The following is a 12,369-nucleotide window of genomic DNA, read 5'->3' as shown; positions in this document are numbered from 1 at the left end:
GGGCCGTCCGCTCAGGCGGGCAGGACGGCGGCGCGCACGGAGAGCACGTCCGGCAGGTGACTGGCCACTTCCCGGAAGGTGCGTCCCTCGTCGGCGCTCGCGTAGACGGACCCACCGCGCGTCCCGAAGTACACGCCGGGGACGTCCGCCGTGTCGACGCAGGCGGCGTCGCGCAGCACCGCGTTGTACTCCGCCTGCGGCAGTCCGGTGCTGCTGCCCTCCCAGGTGGACCCGCCGTCGTCCGTCCGGTGCACCTGGAGGCGCCCGTCGGGCGGGATGCGCTCGCCGTCGGCCTTGAGGGGGATGACCCACGCCGTGCCGCTGCGGTGCGGGTGGGTGAGCATGACGAAACCGAAGTCGGCGGGAAGGCCGTCGGCGATCGACTGCCAGGAATCACCGCGGTCGGTGCTCGCGTACACGCCGTGGTGGTTCTGCGCGAACAGGCGGTCGGGGTCGACGGCGTCGCGGGCCACCTTGTGCACGCACTGGCCGAACTCGGGATCGGGATCCGGCATGAAATACGCGCTGATGCCCCTGTTGCGGGGCTCCCAGGACGCCCCGCCGTCGTCGGACCGGTAGACACCGCCCGTGCTCATCGCGACGTGGAGCGTGTCGTCGACGGGGCTCGGCAGGACGGTGTGGGCGGCTGCACCGCCGAAGCCCGCGCCCCACTCGCTGCGGTGCGGGTGGTCCCACAGGCCGCGGTTCAGCGTGAACGTCTCCCCGTGGTCCGTGGATTTCCAGACGGAGATGGGCTGGCAGCCGGCCCAGACCACCCCGGGGCGTTCCTCCGCGTCCGGCTGGATCTGCCAGATCCGCTCGAGGGCGGCGCCGTCGTCGGCGGCGAACCGGATCCCGCCTTCCTGCGGCTCCACCCAGGTCTCGCCGAGGTCGTCGGAATGGGCGATGCAGGGGCCGAAGTGCCACGACATCCGGCCCGCGAACAGGCGGGTGCGTCCGCCCCGGGTGTCGATGCCCACACTGGGGATCTCCTCCATGAGGAACATCGGTCCGGAGAGCGTCCACTCCTTCCGGTCGGCGCTCGACGCGAGCCACAGACCCTTCTTGGTGCCGATGGCGAGGAGCGTCGTCCCTGATGCTGTCATGGTGTCCCCCGTGCATGGAAGCGGCCGCGAAAGCGCGCATGTGATCGATAGCACTTGGGAGACTGCCATCGGCCACTCGTTTTGTACAGGGCCGGCTACCCCCTTTTGTCCGCATTCCGCCGACGGGCGGGAGCACTGTGCCACAGTGGAACGGTGCGGTCGCTGGGGAGCTGAAGCCACGTTCACCGGGAGGCACCGTTGCGTCAGATCCACGTCGGGAGCCCCGCGCCGCCGCGGGTGTGTCCCGGTCCGGGGCACGCACCCCACGCGCGGCGCCACTGCGCCGGCAGGCACTGCGTCGAAGTACGCGACGGGCTGCTCGTCCTCTGGTGGGCGCCCGGCTCGCTCCTGACCCTCCCGGACGTCCTGGCGGCCTACGAGGGTCTCCGCAGCCTGTCCGACGGCTATGTCCTGCCGCTGGTCGTCCATCTGCAGGGACTGGCGGGGATCGCGTCGGCGGCCCGGCTGATCATCCTCGAGGGAGCCCTGACCTCCCGCATCGCCTTCGTCGGCACGGGGCCCGTGGACCAGGTCATCGCTGCCTTCCTGGCGCACGCGCTGTCGGAGACGCGCTATTTCGAGAGCGCCCCCGACGCTGAAGCGTGGGCCCGCGGCATGTCACCCGGGACGGACGGACGGACCTGACGCCGCTCTCTCCGGGTCCGGAACGGGAAAGGGCAACCCTCCCCCCGATCCCGGAATGCACCGGCACTCCCGATATCGGGGGGGAGGGATTACCTCAACGGCTCTCGTTGTAGGCGTCGATGATGGACTGCGTGATCCGCCCACGCGAACTCGGATTGAATCCGTGCTCCTCGGCCCACCGGCGGATCTGCTGCGTGTCCTCACGCTTCGAGCGGGAGGATGCCGCCTTCTGGCTGCCGGACGGCTGCTTGCCCGATGCGGCCTTGCGCCCCTTGCCCACATAATCGGACAAAGCAGTCCGCAATGATTCCGCATTCTTCTCGGTGAGATCTATCTCGTAGTCCGTGCCGTCGAGGGAGAATCGCACGGTCTCCTGTGCTTCCTCTCCGCTGAGGTCGTCCACCAGGTGTACCTGCACGCGCTGGGCCATTATTCTCTCCTGTGTCGTCCGGAATCAAGATCATCAGCCCCATTGTTCCGAGCCTATCGCGGGAAGTAGTGCGGGCGGTAGCAATCGCCGAATTCCCCCTATTCAGGGGTGAATGCATGAATAGGAATTAGGTGCCCGGCGGATTCACCGGCAGCGGATCAGGTCGCTGCTGCGCCGTCGGCCCGGAACGCGCGGACCACGGCGTCGTGCGGCACGCGTTCGTGCAGCCGGGTCTCGCCGCCCCCGTCCTGGATGCGCTCGGTCAGCCGGCGCGCCCAGCGATGCTCCAGTGCGAGCAGGAGGCCCACCTCTCCCGTGGCGACGGAGGCCGATGCGAGGGCGACGTCCCGGTCACTGAGCAGGGTCAGGGGCGACGGGGGAGCCAGCAGGTTCCCCAGTGTCACCGGCAGGCCGCCGTCGACGTCGGCGAAGGACAGTGTGCCGTCGGCTGCGCGGGCGATGAGCACCACGTCGATCAGGGCCACCGCACCGCTGTCCAGGGCTTCCTGCAGGGCGTCCACGAGCAGCGAATCGCCGGTCAGGGACGGCACGGAGCAGACCAGGACATCCACGGGACCAACCCTCATGACACCCTCCCCATCCGGCTGGTTCCTGTTCTTCGGTGCAATCGTCCGTCAGGGCAGGTCCCTGATCGTCACCCGCGCGGGGTGATGATCCGGCAGACGGGGACTTTGGCCTCAGGCCGGCACCCGTTCCAGGGTGGATCCTTGGGGGTGGGCGCCACCAGGCCGACGATGCCTCACCCGTTGCTGCGGATGAGAGCGCGGCAGGAGTGCGACGTCGGACAGGTGGCAAGCATGAACAGCATCATCAGGGCGAAGACGACCGTCCCCCGGACCGGCGCGCGCGAACTGGAGCGGCCCCGGCTGACCGCGCGCCTGGACGCCTTCATCGAGGCAGGGTGCCGCGCCGTCGTCATCGGGGCGGGCGCGGGCTACGGGAAGACGACCCTCGCTGCCCAGTGGGCGCGGAGGCGGGTGGCCTCGGGGGACCACGTCGCCTGGGCCTCCCTCGATGCCGCCGACGACTCCGCGGAGCGTTTCTGGGACCTCGTGGCGGAGGCGCTGGAACCCTCCGGCAGCCCGGCGTCGCCCCGATATCCCGCCACGGCGGGACCGGCCGGGCGGATCGAGTGGCTCGACGCCCTCCTGGAGCGTGCGGGCGGAGGACCGGCGCAATGCGTGCTCGTCCTCGACAACTGCGAACACCTGCGCGACGCCGGGCTCCTCCTCGAGGTGGACTACGCCGTCCGGCGTGCGCCGCGGGGCTTCACCGTGATGCTCTGCGGCCGGCAGGTGCCGGAGCTGGATGGGCTCTACCGGTTCGACGTCGACGGCGTCCTGGGGCGGGTGGGTCAGGAGGACCTGATGCTGCGACGGCGGGAGATCGCCCGGCTGTTCCCGCCCGCGTGCCCCGACCCGGACCTGCTGCTCCACGCCACCGAGGGGTGGCCCGCCGCCGTCGTGCTCGCGCGCGCCCTGGGCGGTGCGGGGGCTTCGGCCGCTGCGGTCACCGGTGGAGCGGCCTACCTCGACCGGCTGTGCGGACAGCTCTTCCGGTCCTTCCCGTCGGAGGTCCGCACCGCCCTCGCCGTCATGGCGTTGATCGAGCCCTTCACGGCGGATGACCTGTGCACGGCGCTCGCCGGCACGGATGCGCCCCGCGTGTTCGACGTCACCGTCCGGACCTCCGGCCTCGTCGTCCCCGCGGGCACTCCCGGATCCTTCCGGCTGCATCGCCTGCTGTCCCGCTGGCTCCTGGGCGGGGGATCAGGCGCGGCCGTGACCGACGGCCCCCTCGTGCATGCCCGGATGGCGCGCCGTCGCCTCCGCCAGGGGCGCCACGCCGAAGCGCTCGCCCACGCGGGGAGGGCCGGTGACGCCGGATTGCTCGGAGACGTCGCCGCGGTCTCGGGACTGCACCTGCTGTGGAGCAACAACCTAGCCGCCCTCGACGAGATCCTGCGCGACCTCACCACCGTCGAATCGGTGGAGCTCGGGCTGCTCGACAGCCTCCTCTCCCTCGCCGGCGGAGACCCGGGCCGCGCCCGCGCGAAGCTCGAGCGGGTCGATCGCGCCGACCACCAGGGTGACCCCACAGGGCCGTTCCGTGCTCTGCGGACCGGTCTCGAGGCGCACCTGCTGCTCGCCCGGGGACGTCCCGAGGAAGCACTGGAGCATCTCCGACCGTTGCGCGCCACGGCTCTGCCGCCCGACGTCGGGCTCTTCGTGTCGAACGTCCTCTCGGCCGCGCTGATCGTGGCCGCACGGCTGGACGAGGCCGACGACGCGGCCCAGGCGTGCGTGGCCGCCGCCGAGGAGCGGGAGAACCCGGGCGCCCGGATCGACGCCCACATCGCCCGTGCGGCACTCGCTGCAGCGCTGGAGGACTTCGCGCCCGCCGACCGCGACGCCTCGGCCGCGATCCGGGAAGGGGAGCGGCAGCGGCTGCGCTACAGCCCCCGGCTCCGGCCCGCCCACCTCATCCTCGCCTGGGGCGCATACCACCGGCTCGACGACGACGCCGCACGGCTCCACAACGCTTTCGTGCTCAGGGCGACGAGTACGCCCCCGATGCTCGCGCGTTCGGCGTCGAAGCTCGGTCTCATGCTGTCCTTCGCCTCCTCGGCGAGACCGGCCGAGGAGGCGGCCGGGCTCCTCGACAGGGTCCGCTTCGACCTCGCACACGGTGCGCAGCCACAGGACCTCGCCGTCTGCTCGCTGCAGGTCGCCGAGATGATGCTGTCCCTGCGGCGTGCGGACGACCTCACGACACTGAAGGTCGACCTCCGCCGGTACCAGGGCATCAGCGGGGAACTGCAGGTCATCTCGGCCTGGGAGCACCTGCTCGCCGGACAGCTGAATCGCGCCCGGCAGCTGCTGACCCCGGTGACCTCCGACTACGTGAGGAGCCAGAGCAGGATCGGGATGACGACGGCCCTCGCGATGCTCGCGCGCCTCGAACTGCTGGAGAACCGACCGTTCAAGGCCAGGGAGGCGCTGGATCGCGCGCTCACCCTGGCCGCACAGGGGGGATCCGTCCGGGGCATCGGCTTCGCCGGGGAGACGGTGAGGAGCGCCCTCGAGCGGGACCGCCACCACTACCCCCGTTTCTCCCGGGAGGTGGACCTGCTGGTGACGCAGCGGCGCCGCCCGGCCCACGAGATCTCCGGCCCGCCGCTCACCCCGCGGGAGATCGAACTGGTGGCCCTCCTGCCGACCTTCGCGACCGTCGACGAGCTGGCCCTGGATCTGCAGATCTCCACCAACACGGTCAAGACCCACCTGCGGGGCATCTACCGGAAGCTGGGGGTCGGGACACGGCGCGAGGCCATCGCGGCGGCCCACAAGCTCGGACTCCTCGCACCGACGCCGGTTCCGCTGCGCGTCCTGCGGAGCGCGTCGGCTCGTTAGACAGCCGTGCTCACCCGTGCTGGGTGAGCACGGAGCAAGAACCACCACGGCCCGGCCGGTCCTGCATACCATGCTGGGACAGCGGGGGCCGAGGACAGGACGTGCCGTGGAGATCAACGTATGGGAGATCACGTGGGCGGTCTTCTCCGTCGTCCTGTTCGCCGCCTACCTGGCCCTGGTCTTCATCGTGCTCAGCGACATCATCAGTAACCAGGCCCTCTCGCGGGGATGGCGTGCGCTCTGGGTGGTCCTGCTCGTGGTCCTCCCGTTCGTCGCGTCCATCGCCTACCTCTTCGTCCACGGCCAGACCATGGCCCTGCGCACCAGCCGGGGCTTCCGCTCCGAGGCCGGTCCGGAAGGACCCCCGGGATCCCACGATCCGACGGCGCAGGTCGCCTCGGCGAACGAGCTCCTCCGCCAGGGCGCCATCACCTCCGACGAATACGAGCGGCTCAAGAAGCACGCCCTCCAGCAGGCGTCCCGGGCACTTCCCGCCGATCCCGCGCCACGCACGACGACGGGCTGATCGGCCCGCGGGAGGAGGAGCTGTGGACCTCGACGACGGCTCACGGAATGGAACGGCCCGCACGGCGACGGCGCACCTGGCGGAGGTGACGCCGCCCGGACCCGTGCGGGTGCGGGTCCCCTCGCTCTTCGGGATGGGCCTCCGGGTGACGGCAGGGGTCCTCGCGGCGATCCTGCTGGCCTCGGTGCTGTTCTCCCTGCGTTCCGTCGTCATGTCCCTCGGCGCCGCACTGTTCCTCGCGCTGGGCCTCAACCCACTCGTCCGCCGGCTCCGCCGTGCCGGGATGCGGCGGGGCGGAGCAGTGGCCGTGATCGGGGTCGCCGTCGCCCTCCTCGCCGCGGGCCTGGTCTCCCTCGTCGTCCCGTTCGTCATCACGCAGGTGACGGCCCTGGTCCAGGCGCTGCCGGCAGCCATCAGGGGGATGGCCGGGGAGGAGTGGTTCCAGCGCGTCGATGACCTGACGGGCGGAGCCCTGGTCGGAGCCATGGAGTCCGTCGGTCAGGCGCTCGTGCGCCCCGACGTCCTGACGAACATCGCCAATGGAGTGGTGGGCGCCGGCATCGGAGCCGCGAACGTCGTCTCGTCCATGATCTTCACCGCCATTCTCACCCTCTACTTCCTCGCCGGACTGCCGCGCATCAAGCACGGCTTCTATGCCCTCATCCCGGCGTCCCGGCGAAGGACCACGGTGTACCTCACGGAGAAGATCGCCGATTCCGTCGGGAAGTACCTGAGCGGGATGGTGGTCCTCGCTCTGCTGAACGCCACCTACAGCTTCATCCTGCTCACCCTCACCGGGGTGCCGTTCGCTGCGCTCATCTCGATCGCGGCGTTCTTCGTGACGCTGATCCCCCTCATCGGAACCATCCTCACGACCATCGTCATGACCGTCGCGTCCCTCTTCCACTCGCCGGTGGCGGCCATCATCGTGCTGGTCGCCATGCTCATCTACATGCAAATCGAGGCATACGTCCTGACCCCGCGTGTGATGAGCAAGGCCGTGCAGGTCCCCGGCGCGTGGGTGCTGATTGCGGCGACGGCGGGCGGCGCACTCCTGGGTCTGCCGGGAGCCCTCGTGGCCATCCCGACCGCCGCGGCGTGCATGCTGCTCGTCGACAACCTCGTCGTCCCGGTGCGCCGGGTCCAGTGACCGGCCGCCGTCCCGCGCCGCTGCAGGGGACCCCCCGGGGAGCGGGGGTCGGTCAGTCCTCCGACGCCGGGCGTTCGTCGATGACGGCCGGCAGCCCGAAGGCTTCGAACAGTTCCGGGTAGAGGAAGTTGTGGTGGCCGATGATGCGCTCGCCGTCGGTCTCGATGACCTGGATGGCCCACGGCTTCCACAGGCCGGGCTCCACGAAGTGGTAGTTGGCGAATCCGCCGGCACCGTTGATGCCGACGGGGACCAGGCGCCCGCCCTCGCACACGCTGCCCTCGCCCACGAACCAGGCGCGGACGTCCGACGGCCCGGAGAGCCACAGGTCGAACGGGGGCATGGAGAGGACCACGTCGTCCCGCAGCAGCGAGACGAGCAGGTCCATGTCGTAGGCCTCGAAGGCCTGCAGGTACCGGGAGAGCAGGAGCTGGTGCGCCGGGTCCTCGAGCGGCATGTGCGGCGTCGGCGCCCGGTCCGCCATGGTCCTCCGCGCCCGCTGCAGCGCACTGTTGATCGACGCGGGGGTGACCTCCAGCAGGTCGGCGACCTCGGCGGCCGACCACCGGAGCACCTCGCACAGGATCAGGGTGCTGCGTTGCAGCGGCGGGAGGTGCTGCAGGGCGGCCACGAATGCCAGGCGTACGGTGTCGCGGAGTTCGGCGACGACGGCCGGATCGCCCGAGGTGTCGATCACCCGCTCGTCGAGGATCGGCTGGACGAACACGCCTTCCGTGAGGGGGGCGCCGAGGACGGCGTCGGCGGTGCGCGTGGAGGGGCCGAGATCCATGGGGCGGGCGCGGCGCTGCGGGCTGCGGAGCATGTCGACGCAGACGTTGTGCGCGATCCGGAAGAGCCACGTGCGGAGCGTGGACTGGCCGGCGAAGGAATCCTTCTTCGACCACGCCTTGATCATCGTCTCCTGGACGGCGTCCTCGGCCTCTGACGCAGCACCGAGCATCCGATAGCAGTACCCGGTCAGGTCCCTGCGCGAGGATTCCAGGAGCTGGTCGAACGGCGCTGTTCCGGGCGCTGCGTCCTGCACCGCGGACGAGGTGGGCTGCTGCATGCCCCGAGCCTAGCCACGGCGGTCCTCGAACGGGAGGGAGCGGCCACGCCTTTTTCCCCGCATCGATGAGTTCGGGCCGGTCGCACCGTCTACGGTATGGAAACGACACCGCGAACCTCAGATCGGGAGCACCCATGCGCAGACTCACAGCAGGCCTCTTCTCCTCCGTCGACGGCGTCGTCGAATCCCCCCACCTGTGGCAGTTCGACAGTTTCGACCCGGAACTCGGCGCCGGCATGAACGCGATGATCGAACGGGTGGACACCGTGCTGCTGGGCCGGCAGGGCTATGAGGAGTGGGCTGCCTACTGGCCGCAGGCCGAGGCGACCGACCCGTTCGGCAGGTTCATCACCCCGGTGGAGAAGTTCGTGGCGTCCCGCACCCTCAGCGGCGAGCTGGGCTGGACCAACGCCTCCCTCATGACCGCACCTCTCGAGGAGTTCGTGACCGAGCTGAAGGCGACCGACGGCGGGGACATCGCCGTCTGCGCCAGCATCTCCCTCGTCCGGCAACTCCTGTTCGCCGGGCTGCTGGACTCGCTGATGCTGATGACCCACCCCGTCGTCGCCGGAGCAGGTCGCCGCCTGTTCGAACCGTCGGACCCGGTCACGCGGCTGGAACTGCAGGAGACCACGGTCACCAGCAAGGGCAACGTGCTGTCCTCCTACGGCCTCCGCGGCGCCTGACCGCCTCTGGCGGCGTCGGGACGCGCCTAGACTGCTGGTCATGGCCGTCCTGATCGATCCACCGACCTGGCCCGCGCACGGAACGGTGTTCTCCCACCTGGTCTCGACGTCGTCGCTCGAGGAACTCCACGCGTTCGCAGCCGCCGCGGGCATCCCGCGCCGGGCCTTCGACGAGGACCACTACGACGTCCCGGAGCGGCGGTACCGCGACCTCGTGGTGCAGGGCGCCCAGGAGGTCAGCGGGGCGGCCCTGGTGCGGGCCCTGATCGCGAGCGGGCTCCGGATCCCGGCCCGGCGACGGGCGCCCAGACTCCGCGCCGCGCTGATGTCCCGCTGGGAGGCCCTGCTGCCGGAGGCGCGAGGCCTCGGCGCGGAGCTGCTCGACCGGTGGGGTGAGGAGCAGCGCCGGTACCACACGCCCGCGCACCTGCTGGCGGTCCTCGAGGCGCTGGATGTTCTGCTGGAACCGGCGGACGAACCCCTGCGCGACGCCGTGCTCCTGGCGGCCTGGTTCCACGACGCCGTGTACGAGGGGCGCGCCGGCGACGACGAACGCGCATCCGCGTCCCTCGCCGTGCAGAGCCTCCGGGGCATCAGGCCGGACGACGTCGTCGGGGACGTCGAGCGCCTGGTCCTCCTGACCGCGACGCACGACCCGGGGCCCGAGGACCGCGCGGGTCATCTCCTGTGCGATGCGGATCTGGCAGTCCTCGCCGGGGCCCCGGAGGCCTACGCCCGCTACGTCGCGGCGATCCGCGCCGAATACCGGCATGTTCCCGAGGATGCATTCATCGGGGGGCGGCGCTCTGTCCTGCGGCACCTCCTGGCCCTCGAGCCGCTCTATCGCACCGCGGCAGCGCAGGAGGAGTGGACAGCGCCGGCGCGCGGGAACCTGACGCGGGAGCTGGCATCGCTGGAACCCCGGTCAGAGGGTGCGTGAGGACCCTGTACGGGCTCCGGCGCCGCCCCTACCATCGCGGCATGGGATCCGTGGATGACGCGATTGCCGCATTGGACGAACCCGACCGGGAATGCCTGCGCGCCGTGGTTGCCACCGCCCGGCGGGTCCGGCCGGATGCCGTCGACGGGATGAGCTACGGCATGCCGGCCCTCATCCTCGCCGGGAAGCCCCTGTTCGCCGTGGCCGCCACCCTCAGCCATCTCTCCCTGTACCCGTTCTCGTCGAGGGTGATCGATGCCGTGGTGCCGCGGCTCGGGGACGTCTCCCGGTCGAAGGGAACCCTCCACTTCACGGCCGAGCAGCCGCTCCCCGAGGACCTCGTCCGGGAGATCGTCCGCCTGCGAAGCCGCGAGATCGAGGGCTCCTAGCGGGCTCCGCTCCGCCGCGCAACCCCGCCCCGACGGGAGGAAACGGCTTCCCCGCCCGCTCGGCCGATGCCACGATGGATCAATCAGGCATGGTCGGCACCGCACGCCGACACCCTCCCCAGGCAGTCAGGAAGCCGGCCGCGGGAGAGCCCCGCCGCCTCGGGCGGGGGCGGTCGACCGGCTTCCCGCCCCCGTCCGGGCCACCCGAAGGAATCTGCCGATGCAAGGTCTGCACACCCACACCGCGATGCGCCACGCGGAGCTCACCCTGCGGTTCGTCTGGGACCACCTGCAGAACCTGGGAGGCTCCGTGGGCTACCTCGAGTTCGACGCCTACCTCAATGGGCTGACGCCCCTCCCGCGCGGTGATCGCGACCTCGTGGCGCAGGCCGTGAACGAACTGCTCCACGACCGGGCGGTGGCGGGCGGCCGCGCCTGTTGCCGCGCCCCCTACAGCGCCGCCGACGTCCTCCCGACGGGGCCCGGACCCCGGCCGTACCCCTCCTGCACCGTGCCCGTACGGGGCCGGTGGGGCCGGCGAATCGCCACGCCGGGGCGCCCTGCCGCGCCTGCCGGGCGCCGACCCCAGGGATTGTCCCCGCTGCCGCCCCTACGCCGGGACCGCTGAGGGCGCCTGCCCCACCACGACGGTCGCGCCGATCTCGTCGAGGCTGCAGGACCAGGACCGGAAGCCCGCGTCCTCGAGGAACCGGAGGCACGACCCCTCCTGCGCCTCCGCCACCTCGAACAGGAGGTAGCCGCCGGGCGCCAGCCAGTCCCCGGCGCTGCGGGCCACCCGCCGCTGGAGGTCCAGCCCGTCCGCTCCGCCGTCGAGGCTGGCCCGCGGCTCATGCACCCTCGCCTCGGGGGGCAGGGACCGCAGGTGACGTGTGGGGACGTAGGGGGCGTTGCACAGGATGGTGTCGATCGTGCCCCTGAGCGCCGCGGGCAGCGGCTCGAAGAGGTCGCCCACGTAGCACTCGGCCTGCAGGCCGGCCAGGTTGCGCCGCGCGAGCTCGACGGCGGGACCCGAGATGTCCGAGGCATGCAGCCGGAGGTCCTCGACGAGGTCGGCGAGTGCGGCGCCCAGGGCACCGCAGCCGCAGCAGAGATCCAGGACGGTGGCGCGCGTCCTCGTCAGTTCCGCCGCGCAACGCATGAGGAGAGCGGAACGCTGCCGGGGGACGAAGACGCCGGGGCCCACCTCGAGTCTCAGCCCGCAGAAGTCCACCCAGCCCAGGATGTGCTCGAGGGGGAACCCGGCCAGGCGCCGGTCGAGTACGGTCGCCAGGGCCTCCCCGGAGGCCCCACTGTCGGCCAGCAGGCGTGCCTCGTCCTCGGCGAACACGCACCCTGCGGCCCGGAGCCGCGCCGCCAGTTCGTCCTCACCCGGGAGGGGCGGGATGCGGCGGTTCGACGCGTGGTGCACGGGGCGGCCCTTCGGAGGAGATGACCGGGCACCACGAGGATAGCGGGGCGGGGCGTCCGTGTCGCCGGATCGGGCCGTCGGCGGCGGGCTAGGACGTCCCGGGCGGCGGCCCACGGGCGGGACCCGTGGACCTGTCGTTGTCCAGCGAGGCGTGAGAACCCGGATGTCGCCCCCTGGTCGATCAGGGCCCGGGTGGTGCGCTCCCCGAGGTCACCCTGGCTCCCGCGACGGCGACCGTTCGTGACAGGGGATCCTTCGGGTGGAGCCGAAGGCGTGGCGGGGCCTGCAGGTGCTCGGTCGGGTGCCGGCTACTTGACCCCAGCTGCTGCCCCGTGGCCGCGCGCGCACGTCCACGTATTCAGGATCAGGCCACGGACACGGTCCGGACCATCTACTGCGTTCTTCCAGTATGCACCCGCCCTGCACGGAAGGCGTCGGGGGGGGGGGGGATCACGTCCGCCGCCTTGACAACGCGGACGACCGCGGCGGGAAGCTCGCGGCACGACGTCGGACGGGCAGCGGGGCGGGTCTTCTTTGGGTACTATTCTCTAGGTTGTTTAGCAGC

At 71.3% G+C, this 12,369-nt stretch carries 13 protein-coding genes; 8 read left to right on the top strand and 5 right to left on the bottom strand.

Annotated elements, in window-relative coordinates; translation table 11 throughout:
- Positions 1 to 11: 11 nt before the first annotated feature.
- The gene (locus ACX80P_RS11665; RefSeq protein ID WP_459278266.1) at positions 12 to 1,106 is read right to left on the bottom strand and encodes a WD40/YVTN/BNR-like repeat-containing protein; all 1,095 of its coding nucleotides are present in this window, start codon (positions 1,104 to 1,106) and stop codon (positions 12 to 14) included.
- Between the two features lie 198 nt (positions 1,107 to 1,304).
- Here ACX80P_RS11665 and ACX80P_RS11660 point away from each other — a divergent pair, with 198 nt between their 5' ends.
- Complete coding sequence (locus tag ACX80P_RS11660) at positions 1,305 to 1,751, top strand: hypothetical protein (protein ID WP_459278265.1); 447 nt, start codon at positions 1,305 to 1,307, stop codon at positions 1,749 to 1,751.
- A gap of 94 nt (positions 1,752 to 1,845) precedes the next feature.
- On the opposite strand, the gene ACX80P_RS11655 is transcribed toward ACX80P_RS11660, so the two are convergent.
- Entirely contained in the window at positions 1,846 to 2,181 is a 336-nt protein-coding gene (locus ACX80P_RS11655) for a histone-like nucleoid-structuring protein Lsr2 (RefSeq protein WP_459278264.1), read from the bottom strand.
- Between the two features lie 158 nt (positions 2,182 to 2,339).
- On the bottom strand, positions 2,340 to 2,768 hold the full coding sequence (locus ACX80P_RS11650) for a DUF6325 family protein (RefSeq protein ID WP_459278263.1): 429 nt from the start codon (positions 2,766 to 2,768) through the stop codon (positions 2,340 to 2,342).
- A gap of 231 nt (positions 2,769 to 2,999) precedes the next feature.
- Here ACX80P_RS11650 and ACX80P_RS11645 point away from each other — a divergent pair, with 231 nt between their 5' ends.
- The 3 genes from ACX80P_RS11645 (at position 3,000) to ACX80P_RS11635 (ending at position 7,291) form a co-directional block, all read left to right on the top strand.
- Positions 3,000 to 5,615 (top strand): LuxR C-terminal-related transcriptional regulator, encoded by a 2,616-nt coding sequence (locus ACX80P_RS11645; RefSeq protein ID WP_459278262.1) that lies wholly within the window; start codon positions 3,000 to 3,002, stop codon positions 5,613 to 5,615.
- Between the two features lie 106 nt (positions 5,616 to 5,721).
- Complete coding sequence (locus ACX80P_RS11640; protein ID WP_459278261.1) at positions 5,722 to 6,141, top strand: PLDc N-terminal domain-containing protein; 420 nt, start codon at positions 5,722 to 5,724, stop codon at positions 6,139 to 6,141.
- Positions 6,142 to 6,163: 22 nt separating this feature from the next.
- Positions 6,164 to 7,291, top strand: a complete 1,128-nt coding sequence (locus ACX80P_RS11635) for an AI-2E family transporter (RefSeq protein WP_459278260.1) — start codon at positions 6,164 to 6,166, stop codon at positions 7,289 to 7,291.
- A gap of 52 nt (positions 7,292 to 7,343) precedes the next feature.
- On the opposite strand, the gene ACX80P_RS11630 is transcribed toward ACX80P_RS11635, so the two are convergent.
- Positions 7,344 to 8,360 (bottom strand): sigma-70 family RNA polymerase sigma factor, encoded by a 1,017-nt coding sequence (locus ACX80P_RS11630; RefSeq protein WP_459278259.1) that lies wholly within the window; start codon positions 8,358 to 8,360, stop codon positions 7,344 to 7,346.
- A gap of 134 nt (positions 8,361 to 8,494) precedes the next feature.
- On the opposite strand from ACX80P_RS11630, the gene ACX80P_RS11625 reads away from it, so the two are divergent.
- The 4 genes from ACX80P_RS11625 (at position 8,495) to ACX80P_RS11610 (ending at position 11,003) form a co-directional block, all read left to right on the top strand.
- Positions 8,495 to 9,046, top strand: a complete 552-nt coding sequence (locus ACX80P_RS11625) for a dihydrofolate reductase family protein (protein ID WP_459278258.1) — start codon at positions 8,495 to 8,497, stop codon at positions 9,044 to 9,046.
- A 40-nt stretch (positions 9,047 to 9,086) separates the two neighbouring features.
- Positions 9,087 to 9,986, top strand: coding sequence for a DUF4031 domain-containing protein (locus tag ACX80P_RS11620; protein WP_459278257.1), 900 nt, complete (start codon positions 9,087 to 9,089; stop codon positions 9,984 to 9,986).
- Between the two features lie 41 nt (positions 9,987 to 10,027).
- Positions 10,028 to 10,375 (top strand): iron chaperone, encoded by a 348-nt coding sequence (locus ACX80P_RS11615; RefSeq protein ID WP_459278256.1) that lies wholly within the window; start codon positions 10,028 to 10,030, stop codon positions 10,373 to 10,375.
- Positions 10,376 to 10,595: 220 nt separating this feature from the next.
- A complete protein-coding gene (locus ACX80P_RS11610; protein ID WP_459278255.1) occupies positions 10,596 to 11,003 on the top strand; it encodes a hypothetical protein in 408 nt (135 codons plus the stop codon).
- Here ACX80P_RS11610 and ACX80P_RS11605 read toward each other — a convergent pair.
- Entirely contained in the window at positions 10,986 to 11,804 is an 819-nt protein-coding gene (locus ACX80P_RS11605; protein ID WP_459278254.1) for a putative protein N(5)-glutamine methyltransferase, read from the bottom strand. The two genes, ACX80P_RS11610 and ACX80P_RS11605, sit on opposite strands and share 18 nt — an antisense overlap.
- Between the last annotated feature and the right edge of the window lie 565 nt (positions 11,805 to 12,369).

The organism is Arthrobacter arabinosi (assembly GCF_054511115.1).
Note: the sequence above shows the minus strand (reverse complement) of the source record. Positions and strands in the feature narration are given on the sequence as shown.

Coding starts and splice junctions, on each gene's coding strand:
- ACX80P_RS11620 (WP_459278257.1), top strand. CDS start 9,087: ATGGCCGTCCTGATCGATCCACCGACCTGGCCCGCGCACGGAACGGTG.
- ACX80P_RS11615 (WP_459278256.1), top strand. CDS start 10,028: ATGGGATCCGTGGATGACGCGATTGCCGCATTGGACGAACCCGACCGG.
- ACX80P_RS11650 (WP_459278263.1), bottom strand. CDS start 2,768: ATGAGGGTTGGTCCCGTGGATGTCCTGGTCTGCTCCGTGCCGTCCCTG.
- ACX80P_RS11630 (WP_459278259.1), bottom strand. CDS start 8,360: ATGCAGCAGCCCACCTCGTCCGCGGTGCAGGACGCAGCGCCCGGAACA.
- ACX80P_RS11625 (WP_459278258.1), top strand. CDS start 8,495: ATGCGCAGACTCACAGCAGGCCTCTTCTCCTCCGTCGACGGCGTCGTC.
- ACX80P_RS11645 (WP_459278262.1), top strand. CDS start 3,000: ATGAACAGCATCATCAGGGCGAAGACGACCGTCCCCCGGACCGGCGCG.
- ACX80P_RS11610 (WP_459278255.1), top strand. CDS start 10,596: ATGCAAGGTCTGCACACCCACACCGCGATGCGCCACGCGGAGCTCACC.
- ACX80P_RS11665 (WP_459278266.1), bottom strand. CDS start 1,106: ATGACAGCATCAGGGACGACGCTCCTCGCCATCGGCACCAAGAAGGGT.
- ACX80P_RS11655 (WP_459278264.1), bottom strand. CDS start 2,181: ATGGCCCAGCGCGTGCAGGTACACCTGGTGGACGACCTCAGCGGAGAG.